This is a genomic window from Aquabacterium sp. (assembly GCF_049274795.1).
Lineage (GTDB): Bacteria > Pseudomonadota > Gammaproteobacteria > Burkholderiales > Burkholderiaceae_C > Aquabacterium.
Genome location: NZ_JBASTH010000108.1, coordinates 84,694 through 105,321 on the forward strand (window position 1 = coordinate 84,694; position 20,628 = coordinate 105,321).

The 20,628-nt window shown below is 65.6% G+C and carries 16 protein-coding genes; 10 read left to right on the top strand and 6 right to left on the bottom strand.

Features of this window, described 5'->3' with window-relative positions; genetic code table 11:
* Positions 1–27 precede the first annotated feature (27 nt).
* From acnD to prpB, 3 genes are all read right to left on the bottom strand, one after another.
* Positions 28–2,661, bottom strand: coding sequence for a Fe/S-dependent 2-methylisocitrate dehydratase AcnD (acnD, locus tag WAQ08_RS18095; RefSeq protein WP_422193513.1), 2,634 nt, complete (start codon positions 2,659–2,661; stop codon positions 28–30).
* Positions 2,662–2,825: 164 nt separating this feature from the next.
* Positions 2,826–3,998 carry a bifunctional 2-methylcitrate synthase/citrate synthase gene (gene prpC, locus WAQ08_RS18100; RefSeq protein ID WP_422193515.1) on the bottom strand — a complete coding sequence of 391 codons (1,173 nt, stop codon included), beginning with the start codon at positions 3,996–3,998 and terminating at the stop codon, positions 2,826–2,828.
* Positions 3,999–4,039: 41 nt separating this feature from the next.
* The gene (gene prpB / locus WAQ08_RS18105) at positions 4,040–4,924 is read right to left on the bottom strand and encodes a methylisocitrate lyase (RefSeq protein ID WP_422193517.1); all 885 of its coding nucleotides are present in this window, start codon (positions 4,922–4,924) and stop codon (positions 4,040–4,042) included.
* A gap of 245 nt (positions 4,925–5,169) precedes the next feature.
* Here prpB and prpR point away from each other — a divergent pair, with 245 nt between their 5' ends.
* A complete protein-coding gene (gene prpR, locus WAQ08_RS18110; RefSeq protein ID WP_422193519.1) occupies positions 5,170–7,182 on the top strand; it encodes a propionate catabolism operon regulatory protein PrpR in 2,013 nt (670 codons plus the stop codon).
* Positions 7,183–7,233: 51 nt separating this feature from the next.
* On the opposite strand, the gene WAQ08_RS18115 is transcribed toward prpR, so the two are convergent.
* Positions 7,234–7,635: a hypothetical protein gene (locus WAQ08_RS18115; RefSeq protein ID WP_422193521.1), complete on the bottom strand. Its 402-nt coding sequence runs from the start codon at positions 7,633–7,635 to the stop codon at positions 7,234–7,236.
* Between the two features lie 82 nt (positions 7,636–7,717).
* Here WAQ08_RS18115 and WAQ08_RS18120 point away from each other — a divergent pair, with 82 nt between their 5' ends.
* Positions 7,718–9,358 (top strand): GMC family oxidoreductase, encoded by a 1,641-nt coding sequence (locus WAQ08_RS18120; RefSeq protein WP_422193523.1) that lies wholly within the window; start codon positions 7,718–7,720, stop codon positions 9,356–9,358.
* A gap of 59 nt (positions 9,359–9,417) precedes the next feature.
* Here WAQ08_RS18120 and WAQ08_RS18125 read toward each other — a convergent pair whose 3' ends face one another.
* Complete coding sequence (locus WAQ08_RS18125) at positions 9,418–10,437, bottom strand: HpcH/HpaI aldolase/citrate lyase family protein (protein ID WP_422193525.1); 1,020 nt, start codon at positions 10,435–10,437, stop codon at positions 9,418–9,420.
* Positions 10,438–10,682: 245 nt separating this feature from the next.
* Here WAQ08_RS18125 and WAQ08_RS18130 point away from each other — a divergent pair, with 245 nt between their 5' ends.
* A complete protein-coding gene (locus WAQ08_RS18130; RefSeq protein ID WP_422193527.1) occupies positions 10,683–12,227 on the top strand; it encodes a methyl-accepting chemotaxis protein in 1,545 nt (514 codons plus the stop codon).
* A gap of 116 nt (positions 12,228–12,343) precedes the next feature.
* On the opposite strand, the gene WAQ08_RS18135 is transcribed toward WAQ08_RS18130, so the two are convergent.
* Complete coding sequence (locus WAQ08_RS18135) at positions 12,344–13,330, bottom strand: malate dehydrogenase (RefSeq protein WP_422193529.1); 987 nt, start codon at positions 13,328–13,330, stop codon at positions 12,344–12,346.
* A gap of 270 nt (positions 13,331–13,600) precedes the next feature.
* On the opposite strand from WAQ08_RS18135, the gene WAQ08_RS18140 reads away from it, so the two are divergent.
* The 7 genes from WAQ08_RS18140 (at position 13,601) to gltA (ending at position 19,660) form a co-directional block, all read left to right on the top strand.
* Positions 13,601–14,401: a GntR family transcriptional regulator gene (locus tag WAQ08_RS18140; RefSeq protein WP_422193530.1), complete on the top strand. Its 801-nt coding sequence runs from the start codon at positions 13,601–13,603 to the stop codon at positions 14,399–14,401.
* A 148-nt stretch (positions 14,402–14,549) separates the two neighbouring features.
* Entirely contained in the window at positions 14,550–14,984 is a 435-nt protein-coding gene (gene sdhC / locus WAQ08_RS18145; RefSeq protein WP_422193532.1) for a succinate dehydrogenase, cytochrome b556 subunit, read from the top strand.
* Positions 14,985–15,007: 23 nt separating this feature from the next.
* Positions 15,008–15,370, top strand: coding sequence for a succinate dehydrogenase, hydrophobic membrane anchor protein (gene sdhD, locus WAQ08_RS18150; protein ID WP_422193534.1), 363 nt, complete (start codon positions 15,008–15,010; stop codon positions 15,368–15,370).
* A gap of 3 nt (positions 15,371–15,373) precedes the next feature.
* On the top strand, positions 15,374–17,152 hold the full coding sequence (gene sdhA, locus WAQ08_RS18155; RefSeq protein ID WP_422193536.1) for a succinate dehydrogenase flavoprotein subunit: 1,779 nt from the start codon (positions 15,374–15,376) through the stop codon (positions 17,150–17,152).
* A gap of 31 nt (positions 17,153–17,183) precedes the next feature.
* Positions 17,184–17,885 carry a succinate dehydrogenase iron-sulfur subunit gene (locus WAQ08_RS18160; protein ID WP_422193537.1) on the top strand — a complete coding sequence of 234 codons (702 nt, stop codon included), beginning with the start codon at positions 17,184–17,186 and terminating at the stop codon, positions 17,883–17,885.
* 36 nt (positions 17,886–17,921) lie between these two features.
* Positions 17,922–18,212, top strand: coding sequence for a succinate dehydrogenase assembly factor 2 (locus WAQ08_RS18165; RefSeq protein WP_422193538.1), 291 nt, complete (start codon positions 17,922–17,924; stop codon positions 18,210–18,212).
* A 137-nt stretch (positions 18,213–18,349) separates the two neighbouring features.
* Positions 18,350–19,660: a citrate synthase gene (gene gltA, locus WAQ08_RS18170; RefSeq protein ID WP_422193540.1), complete on the top strand. Its 1,311-nt coding sequence runs from the start codon at positions 18,350–18,352 to the stop codon at positions 19,658–19,660.
* Positions 19,661–20,628: the final 968 nt, after the last annotated feature.

A 20,628-nucleotide genomic window follows, 5' to 3' on the forward strand; every position in this document is an offset into this window, starting at 1 on the left:
CTGACGATGGTTGTCCGCTGTGCCGCATCAGGCAGCGGCCTTGTTCTCGGCCAGGAAGTCCTGCGCGAAGCGCTGCAGCACGCCGCCGGCTTCGTACACGGACACCTCTTCAGCCGTGTCCAGGCGGCAAGTCATGGGCACCTTGACCACTTCACCGTTCTTGCGGTTGATCACCAGCGTGAGGTCGGCGCGCGGGGTCAATGCACCTTCCACGTCATAGGTTTCCGTGCCGTCCAGCTGCAAGGTCAGGCGGTTGGTGCCCGGCTTGAACTCCAGCGGCATCACGCCCATGCCGATCAGGTTGGTGCGGTGGATGCGCTCGAAGCCTTCGGCCGCGATGGCTTCCACGCCGGCCAGGCGCACGCCCTTGGCGGCCCAGTCACGCGAGGAGCCCTGGCCGTAGTCGGCGCCGGCCACGATGATCAGCGGCTGCTTGCGGTCGTAGTAGGTTTCCATGGCCTCCCACATGCGCACGACCTTGCCTTCGGGCTCGATCCGGGCCAGCGAACCGGCCTTGATGCTGCCGTCTTCCTTACGCACCATCTCGTTCTTGAGCGTGGGGTTGGCGAAGGTGGCGCGCATGGCGGTGAGGTGGTCGCCGCGGTGCGTGGCGTAGGAATTGAAGTCTTCCTCCGGCACGCCCATCTTGTGCAGGTACTCACCGGCGGCCGAGTTCATCATGATCGCGTTGGAGGGCGACAGGTGGTCGGTGGTGATGTTGTCCGGCAGGATGGCCAGCGGGCGCATGCCCTTGAGCGTGCGCGGGTTGGCGGCCAGGGCGCCGACGCCTTCGGTGTCCCAGTAGGGCGGGCGGCGGATGTAGGTGCTCTGCGGGCGCCAGTCGTACAGCGGGCTGACCTTCTCGCCGCTTTCGGCCGTGATGGCGAACATCGGCTCGTAGACCTTGTGGAACATCTCGGGCTTGACGCTGGCCTTGACGATGGCGTCGATCTCTTCGTCGCTCGGCCAGATGTCCTTCAGGCGGATTTCCTTGCTGATGCCATTTTCTTGGACCACGCCCAGCACATCGCGTTCGATGTCGAAGCGGATGGTGCCGGCGATCGCGTAGGCCACCACCAGCGGCGGCGAGGCCAGGAAGGCCTGCTTGGCATACGGGTGGATGCGGCCGTCGAAGTTGCGGTTGCCCGAGAGCACGGCGGTGGCGTACAGGTCGCGGTCGACGATTTCCTTCTGGATGACCGGATCCAGCGCGCCCGACATGCCGTTGCAGGTGGTGCAGGCAAAGGCCACGATGCCGAAGCCGAGCTTTTCCAGATCGCCCATCAGGCCGGCTTCGTTCAGGTACAGCTCGACCGTCTTGGAGCCAGGGGCCAGCGAAGACTTCACCCAGGGCTTGCGCGTGAGGCCCAGCTTGTTGGCATTGCGGGCCAGCAGGGCGGCCGCGATCACGTTGCGCGGGTTGGAGGTGTTGGTGCAGCTGGTGATGGCGGCGATGATCACGGCGCCGTCGGGCATCGTGCCTTCACCTTCGGCCGGCATGCTCCAGGGGCCATTGATGCCCTTGGCGGCCATGTCGGCTGTGGCCACGCGGGCATGCGGGTTCGACGGGCCGGCCATGTTGCGCACCACGGTCGACAGGTCGAAGCTCAGCGTGCGCTCGTAGACGGCGCCCTTCAAGGTGTCGGACCACAGGCCGCCTTGCTTGGCGTAGGTTTCGACCAGCTTGACCTGTTCTTCGCTGCGACCGGTGAGGCGCAGGTACTCCAGGGTCTGCTCGTCGATGCTGAACATGGCGGCGGTGGCGCCGTATTCAGGGGCCATGTTCGAGATGGTGGCGCGGTCGCCCAATGTCAGGCTCGAAGCGCCTTCACCGTAGAACTCCAAATAGGCGCCGACCACTTTGCTCTTGCGCAGGAACTCGGTCAGGGCCAGCACCACGTCGGTGGCGGTGATGCCGGGCTGGCGCTTGCCGCTCAGCTCCACGCCGACGATCTCGGGCAGGCGCATCCACGAGGCGCGGCCCAGCATCACGTTCTCGGCTTCCAGGCCGCCCACGCCGATGGCGATCACGCCCAGCGCATCCACGTGCGGTGTGTGCGAGTCGGTGCCGACGCAGGTGTCGGGGTAGGCCAGGCCCTTCTCGTTGTGGATCACCGGAGACATCTTCTCCAGGTTGATCTGGTGCATGATCCCGTTGCCCGCGGGGATCACGTCGACGTTGTTGAAGGCTTCCTTCGTCCAGTTGATGAAGTGGAAGCGGTCTTCGTTGCGGCGCTCTTCGATGTCGCGGTTCTTCTGGAAAGCGTCGGGGTCGGAGCCACCGCACTCCACGGCCAGCGAGTGGTCCACGATCAGCTGCACGGGCACCACGGGGTTCACCTTGGCCGGGTCGCCGCCTTCCTTGGCGATGGCGTCACGCAGGCCGGCCAGGTCCACCAGTGCGGTCTGGCCCAGGATGTCGTGGCAGGCCACGCGCGCGGGGAACCACGGGAAGTCGTGGTCGCGCTTGCGCTCGATCAGCTGCGTCAGCGATTGCGTGAGGATGCCGGGATCGGCCTTGCGCACCAGGTTCTCGGCGTGCACGCGCGAGGTGTAGGGCAGGGTGGCCCAGGCGCCGGGCTTGATCGCGTCAACGGCCTCTTGGGCATCGAAGTAGTCGAGCGTTGTGCCGGGCAGGGGCTTGCGGTACTGGGTGTTCATGGCTGGGGCGGTGGGGCTGAATCGGTTCGGCGGAAGCGGGGCTGGAACCAAAGAGCGTGGGGACGGCTGAGGTCTTGTCAGCGCGGCCCGTGCATCAGCCAACAGGCGTTTGGCACGGGCCTGAAATGCAAGGTGGCGCCCGTTGGCGCCACCGTGGGGTCAGATCACTTGCGATCCTTGATCGGCACGAACTTCTGATCTTCCGGGCCGGTGTAGTTGGCCGACGGACGGATGATCTTGCCGTCGATGCGCTGCTCGATCACGTGGGCGGACCAGCCGCTGGTGCGGGCGATCACGAACAGCGGGGTGAACATCGCGGTGGGCACGCCCATCATGTGATAGCTCACGGCACTGAACCAGTCCAGGTTCGGGAACATCTTCTTGATTTCCCACATCACCGACTCGAGGCGCTCGGCGATGTTGTACATCTTCAGGTTGTTCTGTTCCTTGGACAGGTCTTCCGCCACCTTCTTGATGACCACGTTGCGCGGGTCGCTCACGGTGTAGACGGGGTGACCGAAGCCGATCACGACTTCCTTCTTCTCGACGCGGGCGCGGATGTCGGCCTCGGCCTCATCGGGGTTGTCGTAGCGCTTCTGGATCTCGAAGGCCACTTCGTTGGCGCCACCGTGCTTCGGGCCACGCAGGGCGCCGATGCCGCCGGTGATGGCGGAGTACATGTCCGAGCCCGTGCCGGCCACCACGCGCGAGGTGAAGGTCGAGGCGTTGAACTCGTGCTCGGCGTACAGGATCAGCGAGGTGTGCATGGCGCTCACCCAGCTGGCGCGGGGCTTCTCGCCGTGCAGCAGGTGCAGGAAGTGGCCGCCGATCGAATCATCATCAGTCTCGACGTCGATGCGCTTGCCGTTGTGGCTGTAGTGGTACCAGTACAGCAGCATCGAGCCCAGCGAGGCCATCAGCTTGTCGGCGATGTCGCGGGCGCCGGGGTGGTTGTGGTCGTCCTTCTCGGGCGACAGGCAGCCCAGCACGGACACGCCGGTGCGCATCACGTCCATCGGGTGGCTCGACGGGGGCAGTTGCTCCAGCGCGGTCTTCAGGCCGGCGGGGATGCCGCGCAGCGCCTTCAGCTTGGCCTTGTATGTGGCCAGTTCGGCCACGGTGGGCAGCTTGCCGTGCACCAGCAGGTGGGCGATCTCTTCGAACTCGGTGGTGGTGGCCAGGTCCAGGATGTCGTAGCCGCGGTAGGCCAGGTCATTGCCGGTGCGGCCGACGGTGCACAGCGCGGTGTTGCCGGCGGCGGTGCCGGACAGGGCGACGGACTTCTTGGGCTTGAAGCCCGGTGTCGTGCCTTCGGTGGTCGGGGGGGTAGCGCTCATGGACTGTGTCTCCGGATGAGGTTGAGGCAAGCGTTGTGGGATTACTTCTTGGCGGCGAACAGCGCGTCGAGTTTGCCCTCGAAGGCGTGGTAGCCGATGCGGTCGTAGAGCTCTTCGCGCGTCTGCATCAGGTCGACCACGTTCTTCTGGTGGCCGTCACGGCGGATCGCAGTGTAGACGGCCTCGGCGGCCTTGTTCATGGCGCGGAAAGCGCTGAGCGGGTAGAGCACCATGCCCACGCCGGTGGGGCGCAGGTCTTCCACGCTGAACAGCGGCGTCTGGCCGAATTCGGTGATGTTGGCCAGCACGGGCACCTTCACGGCCTTCACGAACTTCTCGTAGGTGGGCAGGTCGTAGGCGGCCTCGGCGAAGATGCCGTCGGCGCCGGCTTCGACGCACTTGATGGCGCGCTCGATGGCGGCGTCCACGCCGTGCACCTGGATGGCGTCGGTGCGGGCGATGATGAAGAAGTCCTTGTCGGTCTTGGCATCGACGGCGGCCTTCACGCGGTCGACCATCTCATCGGTCGACACGATTTCCTTGCCCGGGCGGTGGCCGCAGCGCTTGGCACCGACCTGGTCTTCCAGATGGCAGGCGGCGGCGCCGGCCTTGATCAGGCTCTTGACGGTGCGGGCCATGTTGAAAGCGCTGGGGCCGAAGCCGGTGTCGATGTCGACCAGCAGGGGCACGTCGCACACATCGGTGATGCGGCGCACGTCGATCAGCACGTCTTCCAGGCCGCTGATGCCCAGGTCGGGCAGGCCCAGCGAGCCCGCGGCCACGCCGCCGCCCGACAGGTAGATGGCCTTGTAGCCGGCGCGCTTGGCGAGCAGGGCGTGGTTGGCGTTGATGGCGCCGATCACCTGCAGGGGCGATTCTTCCTTGAGGGCTTGGCGAAAGCGGGCGCCGGGGGACAGGGTGGCCATGGGGTGGTGTCTCCAGAAGGGAAGGGGCTGTCAGCGGGGCTGGCGGAATTGGGACTACACAACGCAACGGGTGTGCCAGGGTGCCGGGGCGATGGTGCGCCTGGCTGTTGTGCTTGGCAAGGGCTTGATTCACAAGGGTATTTCATGCGCTTGTCGCAAAGGCCTTGCCAGTGTTTCAGGTGTTGTGTTTCAATATTGAAACATCATGAGACGTTGACTTTGAAACGTCTGAAACGATCACGCCCATGAGTGCGCCTTTGCTGTCGCCTGCCACCTCTCTGCCTGCCGCCCCGCGCATCGTCGCGGTGGGCTACCGGCGCCTCAACAAGATGCTTCAGGAGCTGGCGCCTGACTTCCACACCATGGCCACGGTCGAGGTGCTGGACATGGGCTTCGAGCAGGCCGTCAACCGTGTGCATGAGCTGCAGGCCAGCCGCCCGGTGGACGTGGTGGTCTCGGCCGGCTCCAATGGCGCCTACCTGCGCCAGCACCTGGAGATGCCGGTGGTGTTGGTCAAGGTGGGCGGCTTCGATCTGATGCAGGCGCTGGCGCGGGCCAAGCGCCTGTCGTCGCATGTGGGCCTGGTGACCTACGAGGGTATGCTGCCGGACCTGTCGCCCTACGGCGAGCTGTTCGAGCTGGGCGTGACGCAGCGCACCTACCGCACGGAGGACGAGGCTCGGGCCACCGTGCGCGAACTGCATGGCGCCGGCGCGCAGGTGTTCGTGGGTTCCGGCCTGGTGGCCGATCTGGCCGACCAGATGGGCCTGACGGGCATGTTCCTCTATTCGGCCGATGCCGTGCGCGAGGCGCTGGACGATGCGGTCGAAGTGGCCCGCGCTGCCCGCATCGAGCAGGCCAAGCGCGAGCGCCTCAACGCCATCCTCACGCAGCTCAGCGATGGCGTGATCGCCGTGGACCGTGAGGAGCGCATCCAGACCCTGAACCCGGCCATGGCGCAACTGCTGGGCGTGCAGCCCGGCGCCTGGCTGGGCCGCCGCCTGAGCGAGGTCTGCCCCGAGCTGGGCCTGCAGAACACTTTGCGCCTGGCCGCGCCCGAGCTGGAGCGCATCGAGCGTGTGAAAGGCAAGGCGCTGATCGTCAACCGCATGCCCATCGTGGAGCAGGGCGTGCTGACGGGCGCGGTGCTCAGTTGCCAGGATCCGATCTCCATCCAGCGGGTGGACCGCCATATCCGCGCGCGCATCAAGCCCCAGGCCGAGACGCCCCGCTACGAGTTGGACCAGGTGCTGGGCCAGAGCTCCGCGATGGCCCATGTGCGCTTACTGGCGCGGCGCTGCGCCGCCAGCCCCGCCACCGTGCTGATCATCGGCGAGAGCGGCACTGGCAAGGAACTGATCGCCCAGGGCATCCACCGCGCCAGCGAGCGGCGCGACATGCCCTTCGTGGCGGTGAACTGCGCCGCCGTGTCCGAGAGCCTGCTCGAAAGCGAGCTGTTCGGCTACGAAGAGGGTGCCTTCACCGGTGCACGGCGCGGCGGCAAGATCGGCCTGTTCGAGGCCGCGCACAACGGCACCATCTTCCTCGATGAGGTGGGCGAGATGCCTGTGACCCTGCAGACCCGGCTGCTGCGCGTGCTGCAGGAGCGCGAGGTGCTGCGTGTGGGCGCCACCGAGCCCACGCCGGTCAATGTGCGCGTGATCGCCGCCACCCACCGTGACCTGATGGCCCAGGTGGACCAGGGTTTGTTCCGGCTCGATCTGTACTACCGCCTCAACATCCTGCGCATCGACATGCCCTCGCTGCGAGAGCGGATCGAGGACGTGCCCTCTATCGCGAACGCGCTGCAACTGCGGGCTTGCGCGCGCCTGGGCTTGCCGGTGGTGCGCGCCCAGCCTCTGATCGATGCGCTCACGGCGCAGGCCGTGCAGTACCACTGGCCGGGCAATGTGCGCGAGTTGGACAACCTGATCGAGCGCCTGCTGGCCTATGCGGGGCCGCTCGCGCAGCCGGGGGCAGAGGCCCTGTCATCGCAACAGTCCGAAGTGTTCTTGAGGTCCGTGGCACCGGAGCTGTTTGGCGTTTCGGGTGTGGGGCAGCCGGTACCGGCGGTCAGCCGCGTTGCCGACAAGCCTGCACTGCCCGCGCCTGCCTTGCGCCAGCGCCATGCCCAAGCCGAGCGAGATGAGATCCTGGCCGTGCTGGCCGATTGCGGCGGTGACCGCGCCAAGGCCAGCGAGCGGCTGGGCATCAGCCGCACCACGCTTTGGCGCAAGCTCAAGGCGCTGGATACCTAGGGCCTCACACAGGCATCAACGGACGCTGGCCGACAGCCGGTGCTGCGTGTTTCAGCAGGCCAGGGATTCTTGAAACACCGCCCCGGGCCCTGGGGCGCAACTGGCCGATTCAGCCTTGATCCGCAGCACGGTGCCATTGCGAAACACCAGTTCGGCGCTGACGCCGCCTTGCAGGCGCAAAGGCAGCAACGGCTGACGCCAGGGCTTGCCTCGGTGCTGCAGTTCCGCCTCAGCCAGCGTGCCCAGCGCGGCAGGCAGATCGCCCTCGACTTGGGCGCCATGAAACACAAGCTCCAGCGGGCGCAGGTAACCCTCCTCGGCAGGGCGAAGCGCCCCTGGCGCGACCCGCTGCACGCAGGCGGCCGAGAAGCGCACATGCACCACGCCTGCCGAGCCGGCATCCAGCTCGACGCCTTTCACTTCGCTGCCGGCGCAGACCAAGAGGGTGTCCATACCGCCAGCCTACCGCGAATCGGACAAGCTGGGGCGGCCAGGTGCCGAACCCACCGCGGCATCGCGTAGGATGGGCCGCACCATGAGCAGTCACGACAACACTTTCGACCACGTGATCATCGGTGCCGGCACGGCCGGTTGCCTGCTGGCCAACCGCCTGTCGGCCGACCCGACCAAGCGGGTGCTGCTGATCGAGGCCGGCGGCCAGGACGATTACCACTGGATCCACATCCCGGTGGGCTACCTGTACTGCATCGGCAACCCGCGCACCGACTGGCTCTACCAGACCGAGGCCGAACCGGGGCTCAACGGTCGCAAGCTGCGCTACCCACGTGGCAAGACGCTGGGCGGCAGCTCCAGCATCAACGGCATGATCTACATGCGCGGCCAGGCTCGCGATTACGACCGCTGGGCCGAGGCCACGGGCGACGACAGCTGGCGCTGGGACCAGGTGCTGCCCTTCTTCAAGCGCCATGAGGATTACCACAAGGGCGCCGACGACCTGCATGGCGCGGGCGGCGAGTGGCGTGTCGAGAAGCAGCGCCTGCGCTGGGACCTGCTCGATGCGGTCTCGCAGGCCATGCAGCAGGCCGGCATCCCGGCCTCCAGCGATTTCAACCGGGGCGACAACGAGGGCGTGGGCTACTTCGATGTCAACCAGCGCAAGGGCCTGCGCTGGAACGCGGCCAAGGCTTTCCTACGGCCCACCTGCTATGCCCGGCCCAATTTCGAGCAATGGACGGGTGCCCAGGCCAGCCGCCTGCTGTTCGAGGCCGTGCCTGATGGCACTCTGCGATGCACCGGCGCGCAGGTGTGGACGGGCACCGAGCTGGTCACCGTCCACGCGGAGCAAGGTGTGCTGCTGTGCGCGGGCGCGATCGGTTCGCCCCAGTTGCTGCAGCTCTCGGGCATCGGCCCTGGCGAGCTGCTGCGAAGCCTGGGCCTGCCGGTGCTGAAAGACGCGCCTGGTGTTGGCGCCAACCTGCAAGATCATCTGCAGATCCGCACCGTCTTCAAGGTGCAGGGCGTGCCCACGCTCAACATGCTGGCCGGCACCACCTGGGGCAAGGCCCGCATCGGGCTGGAGTACCTGCTCAAGCGCAGCGGCCCCATGAGCATGGCCCCCAGCCAGTTGGGCGCCTTCACCCGCAGCGATCCTTCTCGCGCGCACGCCAACCTGGAGTACCACGTGCAGCCGCTGAGCCTGGAGGCCTTCGGCGAGCCGCTGCACACCTTCCCCGCCTTCACCGCCAGCGTGTGCAACCTCAACCCCACCAGCAGGGGCTCGGTGCGCATCACCAGCCCACGCTTCGAGGATGCGCCCGCCATCGCGCCCAACTACCTCGCCACGCCCGAGGACCGCCAGGTGGCGGCCGATTCACTGCGCGTCACGCGGCGCATCGCCGCCCAGCCAGCCCTGGCGCCTTACCACCCTGAGGAGTGGAAGCCCGGTGTGCAGTTCCAGACGGACGAGGAACTCGCCCGCTTGGCCGGCGACATCGCCACCACCATCTTCCACCCCGTGGGCACCACCCGCATGGGCCGCGAGGGCGATCCGATGGCCGTGCTCGACAGCCAGTTGCGTGTGCAGGGCGTGGCCGGCCTGCACGTGGTGGACGGCGGGGCCATGCCCACCATCACCAGCGGCAACACCAACTCGCCGATCCTGATGATGGCCGAGAAGGTGGCGACACAGATCCGACAGAATCAAGTGCGGGGCTGAGCCTGGCTGGGGCGCCTGTTCAGGCTCCGGGCGTATCAGGTGGACGAGCAGGCAGGCGTTCAGGCCGTCGGAAAGAACGCCGCCTCGATCTCCGCTGGCAGCGGCTGGCCCGTCAGCCAGGCCCGTTCCAGCACGTACCAGTAGTGCCGGTAGCTGGCCCGGTCGTGCAGCACGCCCCGGTGCGAGGTGGGCGCCCAGTGGGCGGCCTGCGCGGCGCTCAGGATCTCCACCGCATCGTCCACCTCGGCCACCACGGGCGCGAAGGCATCGACGATCACCGGGATCTGGTCCGGGTGGATGCTCCACATGCGCGTGTAGCCCAGTTCGCGGCAGGCTTTCTCGGCGGCCTTGGCCAGCGCGTGGGCGTCCTTGAACTCGGTGACCACGCAGTGAGAAGGCGTGATCCGTGCGGCATGGCAGGCGGCGGCGATCTCCAGCTTGGCGCGCAGCACCAGCGGGTGGCTGAACTGGCCGTGCACGCCCATGGCGGCCGCGCTGATGGCGCCCCGGTGCTCCGAGACGAAGTCCATCAGCCCGAAAGACAGCGACTCCAGCCCGGGCAGGGCGGCGATCTCGCCCACCTGCTGCAGGGCCTTGTGTGTCTCGATCAGGCCATGCACGGGCACCACGCGCCCCACGCCATGCCGCAGCCGGGCCGCCTTGATGGTGTCGATGGCTCGGGCGGCCTCCTGCGCATCGCCCAGCTTGGGCACCATCACATAGGCCAGCCGTTGCCCGGCCAGCTTGATCAGCGTGTCGACCTCGTCCTCGAAGCGCTCATGGCGCGGGTCATGCACGCGCACACCGACCCGGTCGAAGGCATTGGCCTTGCTATTGACCAGCTCGGCCACCAGCAGGGCCTGCTCATGCTCGCCGCCCACGGGGGCGCCATCCTCCAGGTCCAGCGTCACGTCGAACACGGCGTGGCCCGCCTTGCCTCCCAGGTCGGCCTGCAGGGCCAGGCTCTTGCGCATGCGCGCCTCCACCCCGGCGTAGTGGTCGCACACGGGCAGCACGGCGGCAGGCGCTTCGGCCCCGAACAGGGCCTGGCGAGGGTGGATGGCGGTGAGGGTGGACATCGGGCGCGGCGTCTGCAAAAGGCGGGTGTTGATGTGTTCTGGGGGCAGTATGCCAGTGCGGCTCTTCGTCGGCTCACCATGTCCCGGCCGCTGACGCAGATCAGTGCCTGGCCCCTGCGGCGCCGGAAACCCTACGGTTTTCGGTAAAAGTGCCGATAGTGTGATGAGTCAGGAAGGCGGGCGCCCTGGCATCGTTGCAGACAGGTCGGCCCGCGAACAACAACATTACCGAGGTGACCTTGTCCATGAAACTCAATCAGCTCAAGCTGGGCGCCCGACTCGGGGTGGGCTTCAGTGCGGTGCTTGTGCTGGCGGCCCTGATCGCCGCGATCGGTTGGGAACGCCTGGGGCACACGCTGGGCAACATCCAGGCCAACGGGCATGCCCAGGAGCGTGCTCGCGAGGCCTTGCGTTGGGAAGGCCTCACGCAGCTGAACGTCAACCGCACGCTGGCCATCGCCGAATCCGGTGGCAACGATGACGTCGAGAAGCATTTCTCACCCCTCATGAAGGCGACCTCCGCCGAGATCACCACCATCCAGAAGGGGCTGGAGTCCACGGCGGAGCCCGGTGACGAGAAAGCCAAGTTCGAGGAGATCGCCGCGCGGCGCAAGACCTACATCACCTCGCGCGACGCCATCTTCCAGCTGCTGGAGCTGGATGACCCTGGCGCCAAGGAAGCGCTGAGCAGCCAGCTGATGCCGGCGGCCACGCGCTACATCGCCGCCATCCACGACTACCAGGTGCACCAGCGCGAACTGGCCGACCGCCATACCGCCGACACCCAGACCACCGTGGGCCATGCGCAGATGCTGCTCGTGTTCCTGGCAGTGCTGTGCCTGCTGGCCGGTGGCCTGTGCGCCTGGCTGATCTCCCGCTCGGTGACCGTGCCGCTGCGCCGCGCTGCCGCTGCTACCCAGGCCATCGCGGCGGGTGATCTGTCGCGCAACCTCAATGCCGATGGTCGCGATGAAGTGGCCGACGTGCTCCACGGCCTGGACAGCATGCAGCGCTCCCTGCGCAACATCGTGACCGACGTGCGTGCCGCCACCGATTCGATCAAGACGGCCAGCAGCGAAGTGGCCGCCGGCAGCCAGGATCTGTCCGGCCGCACCGAGCAGGCAGCCTCCAGCCTGGAGCAGACAGCCTCATCGATGGAGCAGATCTCCGGCGCGATCCAGCACACGGCCGATGCTGCGCGCACCGCCAATCAACTGGCCGCAGGCGCTGCATCCGCCGCCACCCAGGGGGGCACCGTGGTCACCCAGGTCATGAGCACCATGGACGAGATCAGCGAAAGCTCGCGCAAGGTGGTCGACATCATCGGCGTCATCGACAGCATCGCCTTCCAGACCAATATCCTGGCGCTCAATGCGGCCGTGGAAGCCGCCCGTGCCGGTGAGCAGGGCAGGGGGTTCGCGGTGGTGGCGGCCGAGGTGCGCGCCCTGGCGCAGCGCGTGGCCGAGGCCGCCCGTGAGATCAAGACGCTCATCGGCGCGTCGGTGGACAAGGTCGACACCGGTTCCACCCTGGTCAAGGATGCCGGCGCCTCCATGCAGACCATCGTCGACTCCGTGCAGCGCGTGGCCGGCATCATCGGCGAGATCACCACGGCGTCGTCCGAGCAGTCCAGCGGCATCGGGCAGGTCAACTCCGCCGTGAGCAAGCTCGACGACATGACGCAGCAGAACGCCGCGCTGGTGGAGCAATCGGCCGCCGCCGCCGAGAGCCTGAAAGACCAGGCCGATACCCTGGCCCGTGTGGTCTCGGTGTTCAAGCTGCCGGCCTGAACACGCACGCCTGCACGATGCGGGCATGAAAAAACCGGCGCCACGTTGCCGTGGGGCCGGTTTTTCTTGCGCCATCCGAGGCGTGGACCTTGATCCACGCCCGTCAGCTCAATGCATCACAGCAGGTGCTTGACGCCGTCTTGCTCGCCTTGCAGCTCGGCCAGGGTCTTGTTGATGGCTTCTTGCGAGAAGGCATCGATCTCCAGGCCTTCGACGATCTTGTACTCGCCGTTCTGCGTGGTGACGGGGAAGCCGAACACGATGTCCTTGGGGATGCCGTATTCGCCGTTCGAGGGCACGCCCATGGTGACCCATTCGCCGTTGGAGCCCAGGGCCCAGTCACGGATGTGGTCGATGGCGGCGTTGGCGGCCGAGGCAGCCGACGACAGGCCACGTGCGGCGATGATGGCGGCGCCACGCTTGCCCACGGTCGGCAGGAAGGTGTCGGCGTTCCAGACCTGGTCGTTGATCAGGTCCTTGATCGACTTGCCGTTCGTGGTGGCGAAGCGGTAGTCGGCGTACATCGTGGGCGAGTGGTTGCCCCACACGGTCAGCTTGCGGATGTCGCCAACCTTGGTGCCGGTCTTGGCGGCCAGCTGCGAGGCAGCGCGGTTGTGGTCCAGGCGCAGCATGGCGGTGAAGTTCTTGGCCGGCAGGTCCGGGGCCGACTTCATGGCGATGTAGGCGTTGGTGTTGGCGGGGTTGCCGACGACCAGCACCTTCACGTTGCGCGAAGCCACGGCGTTCAGGGCCTTGCCTTGAGCCGTGAAGATCTGGGCGTTGGCGGCCAGCAGGTCGGCGCGCTCCATGCCGGGGCCACGGGGACGGGCGCCGACCAGCAGGGCGTAGTCGGTGTCCTTGAAGGCTTGCAGGGGATCAGAGTGGGCTTCGATGCCGGCCAGCAGCGGGAAAGCGCAGTCTTCCAGCTCCATGATCACGCCCTTGAGCGCGTTCTGGGCCTTCTCGTCGGGGATCTCCAGCAGTTGCAGGATGACGGGCTGGTCCTTGCCCAGCATTTCGCCCGAGGCGATGCGGAACAGGAGGGCGTAGCCGATTTGGCCAGCGGCGCCGGTGACGGCGACGCGAACGGGTGCTTTGCTCATGGGCAACTCCGGAGATTGGTGAGGTGAAGGGTTAGCGACAACCCTTGAGTGTAGCGCGCCACGGGGCTAGGTGACAGCCCGATGGGGTATTCTTCTTATGTCTTATATAAGACATCTTTTGGATTTCGTCTGGACTGCGGCAGGGGTTTTGTGGTGCAATGCAGCCCGCACCTACCCGGTGCGCCTGCGGGTCTGCCACAAGCCAGCCCCAACGCCTACGGATACATCGCGTATCGCCGCCGTTATACCCCGACCCCGGACAGCCCGCCAGTGTCTTCAACCCCTCAAGCCTCCTCCGTTGTGGAAGCATCGCCGCCCCCTGCTGGCGAAGGGGATCAGATCACCATCGCCGGCCCCTCCTTCAGCCCCCTGTACCAGCAGATCAAGTCCTTGATCGTGCGCAGCCTGCAGGCCGGCGAATGGCGCCCCGGTGAGGCCATACCCAGCGAGATGGAACTGGCCGCCCGCTTCAAGGTCAGCCAGGGCACGGTGCGCAAGGCCATTGACGAGCTGGCGCAGGAGAACCTGCTGGTTCGCCGCCAGGGCAAGGGCACCTTCGTGGCCACGCACGCCGAAGAGAAGGTGCAATGGCGCTTCCTGCGCCTCACGCCCGACAAACCCGATCCCAATGGCGCCGTCAAGCGCGAACTGCTTGATTGCCGCCGCCTGCGCGCGCCCGCCGACATCGCCCGTCCCCTGGGGCTCAAGGCCGGCGACATGGTCTTCGAGGTGCGCCGCGTGCTTCATTTCTCCGGTCAGCCCGTCGTGCTCGACGACATCTGGCTGCCCGGACACCTGTACAAAGGCCTCACGGCCGAACGCATGAGCGAATACAAGGGCCCGATGTATGGGTTCTTCGAGACGGAATTCGGCGTCCGCATGATCCGGGCCGAAGAGAAGTTGCGGGCAGTGGCGGCCGACCCGGCTGTTGCCAGCCTGCTGCGCGTCGAGGTGGGGCACCCCCTGCTGAGCGTCGAGCGCCTGGCGCGCACCTACGACGACCAGCCGGTGGAACTGCGCCGCGGCCTGTACCGAACGGAGGCGCACCACTACCGCAACGAGCTGAACTGAAAACCCACTCGTTCCTTGCCTTTCCCCGCGCCAACAGGGCACGTGTCACGCGATGACGCAAACCTGACCAGGTGCCTTGCGCAAGGGATTGCCCTAAAATTCAAGATTCTGTAACCGTTCCACCCGACGCTCGTAGAGCCCATCAAAAATGGCTGACAACGCGAAATCTCCCCGCCCCGTCTACCGGAACATCCACGTCACTGACATCGTCAGTTACCGCCTGCCCCCGGCCGGGATCGTCTCGATCCTGCACCGTGTCAGCGGCGTCGTGATGTTCGTCCTCCTGCCCTTCGTCATCTGGATGTTCGACACCAGCGTGACCTCCGAGATCAGCTACGACGCCTTCACGTCGCTGTTCGTGGCGGGCTGCGGCTTCGTTCCGGGCTGGTTCTTCAAGCTGGTCGCCCTCGGCCTGATCTGGGCCTACCTGCACCACTTCTGCGCTGGTGTCCGCCACTTGGCCATGGACTTCAACCACGACGCCGTGACCAAGGAATCGGGCCGCACCACTGCCGTGGCCGTGCTGGTCATCAGCGTGGCGCTCACGCTGGTCCTGGGCGCCAAGCTGTTCGGCCTGTTCTGATCCCCACCGCAGGAAACGTCCCCATGTCTCAAAACTACGGTACCAAGCGCATCGTCACCGGTGCGCACTATGGCCTGCGTGACTGGATCGCCCAGCGCGCCACCGCCATCATCATGGCCCTGTTCACGATCGTGCTGCTGCTGCAGGTCGTGATCGGCGAGCCGGTCAGCTACTACAAGTGGGCTGCCATCTTCTCCCAGCAATGGATGAAGTTCCTGACCTTCGTGGTCATCATTGCCATCCTCTACCACGTGTGGGTGGGCGTCCGTGACATCTTCATGGACTACATCAAGCCGGTCGGCATCCGCCTGGGCCTGCAAGTGTTCAGCATCGTGTGGCTCGTGGGCTGCGCCGGCTGGTCCATCCAAGTGCTCTGGAGGCTGTAAAAAATGTCCGCTATCGTGACCTCTCTCCCCACCCGCAAGTTCGACGTCGTGATCGTCGGCGCTGGCGGCTCCGGCATGCGCGCGTCGCTGCAACTGTCCCTGGCCGGCCTGAACGTGGCCGTGCTGTCCAAGGTCTTCCCGACCCGCTCGCACACCGTGGCGGCGCAGGGCGGCATCGGTGCCTCGCTGGGCAACATGTCCGAAGACAACTGGCACTACCACTTCTACGACACCATCAAGGGCTCCGACTGGCTGGGTGACCAGGACGCCATCGAGTTCATGTGCCGTGAAGCGCCCAAGGTCGTGTACGAGCTCGAACACTTCGGCATGCCCTTCGACCGCAATGCCGACGGCACCATCTACCAGCGTCCGTTCGGCGGCCACACCGCCAACTACGGCGAGAAGCCCGTGCAGCGCGCCTGCGCCGCCGCCGACCGTACCGGCCACGCTCTGCTGCACACCCTGTATCAGCAGAACGTCAAGGCCCGCACGCAGTTCTTCGTCGAGTGGATGGCGCTGGACATCATCCGCGACGCCGATGGCGATGCCGTGGGCGTGACCGCCCTGGAAATGGAAACCGGCGACGTGCACGTGCTGCACGCCAAGACCGTGCTGTTCGCCACGGGCGGCGCCGGCCGGATCTTCCAGGCCTCCACCAACGCCTTCATCAACACCGGCGACGGCCTGGGCATGGCGGCACGCGCCGGCATCCCGCTGGAAGACATGGAGTTCTGGCAGTTCCACCCCACCGGCGTGGCCGGCGCGGGCGTGCTGCTGACCGAAGGCTGCCGTGGCGAAGGCGCGATCCTGCGCAACAGCAACGGTGAGCGCTTCATGGAGCGCTATGCGCCCACCCTGAAGGACCTGGCCCCGCGTGACTTCGTGTCCCGCTCGATGGACCAGGAAATCAAGGAAGGCCGTGGCTGTGGTCCCAACAAGGACTACGTGGTGCTCGACATGACCCACTTGGGCGCCGAGACCATCATGAAGCGTCTGCCCTCGGTGTTCGAGATCGGCCACAACTTCGCCAACGTCGACATCACCAAGGAGCCGATCCCGGTCGTGCCCACCATCCACTACCAGATGGGCGGCATCCCGACCAATGTGTATGGCCAGGTGGTGGTTCCCGCCAACGGCAAGCACAACGAGATCATCAACGGCCTGTACGCGGTGGGCGAGTGCTCCTGCGTGTCGGTGCACGGCGCCAACCGCCTGGGCACCAACTCGCTGCTCGACCTCGTGGTGTTCGGCCGTGCGGCCGGCAACCACATTGTCGAGACCAACCTCAAGACGAAGCACCACAAGCCCCTGCCCAAGGACGCCGCCGACTACACCCTGTCGCGCCTGGCCCGCCTGGACAACGCCAAGAACGGCGAGTACTCGCAAGACGTCGCCAACGAGATCCGTTCGACCATGCAGAACCACGCTGGCGTGTTCCGCACGCAAAAGAGCATGGACGAAGGCGTCAAGAAGATCGCCCAGGTGCGTGAGCGCGTGAAGGGCATCGGCCTGAAGGACAACTCCAAGGTTTTCAACACTGCCCGCATCGAAGCGCTGGAAGTCGACAACCTGATCGAAGCCGCTCAGGCCACGATGGTGGCCGCTGCGGCCCGTCCGGAAAGCCGTGGCGCCCACGCCCACGACGACTTCCCCAATCGCGACGACGAGAACTGGATGAAGCACTCGCTGTGGTACTCCGAAGGCAGCCGCCTGGATTACAAGCCCGTGAACCTGCAGCCATTGACGGTGGAATCCGTTCCCCCGAAGGTCCGCACGTTCTGATCGCCAGCGACACAGGAATTTAGGAATCATCATGAAGCGCACATTCCAGATCTACCGCTACGACCCGGACAAGGACGCCAAGCCCTACATGCAGACCCTCGAGGTTGAACTCGACGGTCACGAGCGCATGCTGCTGGACGCCCTGGTCAAGCTCAAGGCGGTCGATCCCACCCTGTCGTTCCGCCGCTCCTGCCGCGAAGGCGTCTGCGGTTCGGACGCCATGAACATCAACGGCAAGAACGGTCTGGCCTGCCTGACCAACATGCGCACGCTGCCCGGCGTGATCGTGCTCAAGCCGCTGCCTGGCCTGCCCGTTGTCCGCGACCTGATCGTGGACATGACGCAGTTCTTCAAGCAGTACAACTCCATCAAGCCCTACCTGCTCAACGACACGCCGCCGCCCGAGAAGGAGCGTCTGCAGTCGCCTGAGGAGCGTGAAGAGCTCGACGGCCTGTACGAGTGCATCCTGTGCGCCAGCTGCTCGACCAGTTGCCCCAGCTTCTGGTGGAACCCCGACAAGTTCGTGGGCCCCGCCGGTCTGCTGCAGGCTTACCGCTTCATCGCGGACAGCCGCGACGAAGGCACGGCCGAGCGCCTGGACAACCTGGAAGACCCGTACCGCCTGTTCCGCTGCCACACGATCATGAACTGCGTGGACGTGTGTCCGAAGGGCCTGAACCCGACCAAGGCCATCGGCAAGATCAAGGAACTGATGGTGCGCCGCGCCGTCTGATCTTTCATGCTTGTAATGACCGAACAGCGCCAGACCATGCCCGCCGCCGATGCCAGCACCCCGGACGCGCCCGACGCGGACCTGCTGCGCCGGTTGCGCTGGCGCTGCCGCCGTGGCCTGCTCGAGAACGACATTTTCATCGACAAGTTCTTCGAGCGTCACGGAGACCACCTGACCATGCCCTTAGTCCAGGGCTTGCTTCAATTGATGGACCTGTCTGACAATGACCTGCTCGATCTGCTTCTGGTTCGCAAAGAACCCGAAGGCGATCTGGCCAGTGCCGAAGTCGTTCAGGTGTTGTCGCTGATGCGGGTTCCCAAGGCGTAGTCAGGTGTTTGGAGTGTTTTGTACCCCCCGAGTCGAAGGACTGGCAGGGTGTGTGCAAGACTCATAATGCCGACCAAGGTTAATCCCTAGTCACCGATAATCGTCTTCCAAAAGACCGACCCCTAGTAGGAGTGCTCATGACCCCGTCCGACGTGAAAGCTACCCTGTCGTTCTCCGACGGCAGCCCCAACATGGAACTGCCCATTTACAAGGGCTCCATCGGCCCGGATGTGATTGACATCCGCAAGCTGTACGGTCAGACCGGCAAGTTCACCTACGATCCTGGCTTCCTGTCCACCGCCTCCTGCAACTCGACCATCACCTACATTGATGGCGACAAGGGTGAGCTGCTGTACCGCGGCTACCCCATCGAGCAGTTGGCCACCAACTGCGACTTCCTGGAAACCTGCTATCTGCTGCTGAACGGCGAACTGCCCAACGGCGCCGAGAAGGAAGACTTCGTCAAGAGCGTGACCAACCACACGATGGTCAACGAGCAGATGCAGTTCTTCCTGCGTGGCTTCCGTCGTGACGCTCACCCGATGGCCGTGATGACCGGCCTGGTCGGTGCTCTGTCGGCCTTCTACCACGACAGCACGGACATCAATAACCCCGAGCACCGCAAGATCGCCGCGATCCGCCTGATCGCCAAGATGCCGACGCTCGTGGCCATGGCCTACAAGTACACCATCGGCCAGCCCTACATCTACCCGAAGAACGATCTCTCGTACACCGAGAACTTCATGCGGATGATGTTCGCCACGCCGTGCGAAGAGTACAAGCCCAATGACGTGCTGGTGCGTGCCATGGACCGCATCTTCATCCTGCACGCCGACCACGAGCAGAACGCCTCCACCTCTACGGTGCGTCTGTGCGGTTCGTCCGGCACCAACCCCTTCGCTGCCATCGCCGCTGGCGTGGCCTGCCTGTGGGGCCCGGCTCACGGTGGCGCCAACGAGGCCGCCCTGAACATGCTGACCGACATCCAGAAGAACGGTGGCGTGGAAAAGATCGGCGAGTTCATCGCCCAGGTCAAGGACAAGAACTCCGGTGTGAAGCTGATGGGCTTCGGTCACCGCGTGTACAAGAACTACGACCCGCGTGCCAAGCTGATGCGCGAGACCTGCCACGAAGTGCTGAACGAACTGGGCCTGCAGAACGACCCGATGTTCAAGCTGGCCATGGCCCTGGAAAAGATCGCCCTGGAGGACGAATACTTCGTGTCGCGCAAGCTGTACCCGAACGTGGACTTCTACTCCGGCATCGTGCAGCGCGCCATCGGCATCCCCGTGCCCCTGTTCACGGCCATCTTCGCGCTGGCCCGTACCGTGGGCTGGATCGCCCAGCTGAACGAAATGATCGGCGATCCCGAGTACAAGATCGGCCGTCCGCGTCAGCTGTTCGTTGGTGCTGAGAAGCGCGACGTCAAGCCCATCGGTCAGCGTTGATCGGTTGCTTCGAGGCTGCTGCTTCGGCGGTGGCTTCGGGCTGAATGCAGAACCCCGGCTTTCAGGCCGGGGTTCTTCTTTGTGCGCATCGTATTTGCTGATGCTGCAGGGCAGGGGGGGTGTTCTGGCTTGCGATGGTTTTGGCGCTTTGTCGGGGCGGCGGGGCACGGGATGTGATGGCAGCCGTCCGGGCTTCATTGTTGGTCACGCCTTCGGCGTGACTGCCCTGTGCTGCTCGCGGCGAGGTGGGGCCGCAGAACTCACTACGCTGCGTTCAAACAGCTGCGGCCAGTCAGTTCACGAAGCATGTGCTGCGCACATGCCCACCTCACCGCTGCGCTGCTCGGCGCCAACAAGGCGCCCGGCCGTCTGCCCCCACATCCCTTTTGTGCCCCGCTGGTGGCGTGCCCAGAAGGCCGTGGCGGTGCGCGGTCAGCGCAGGTTCAACTGGCAACTTCCCTAGACGCCAGGCCGAGCGAGGCAAAAGATCACAACCTCCGCATGCGGCGAGCGGGGCAAAAAGGGGTTGAGCGGTCCTCCGGCCGGGCGCCTTGAGGGGGCTGAGGAGCGGAGCGGCGAGGTGGGCATGTGCGCAGCACATGCTTCGTGAACTGACTGGCCGCGTCTGTTTGAGGTTCTATAGTTCAAGTCAAGTTGTTTTGACCTGTACATGACTTGGATCGAAGGGCTTGCCGCTCTTCCAAACCGCAAAGGCTACTCGCAACAGTTTGCGTGCCAAGATGACCAGTGCCTGCGTTGGTGCAATGAAGCGCCCCGGGTTTGGCGGAGGCTCCAACACTGGAGAATGGAGCGATGAAGAAGTCCCCCGAAGTTTTCGCCCGAGGTTCGTGAGCGTGCCGTGCGCATGGTGCAGGAGCACCAGGCCGATTACCCGTCGCAGTGGGCGGCGATCGAGTCAATCGCCGGCAAGATTGGCTGCGTGCCGCAGACGCTGCACACGTGGGTGC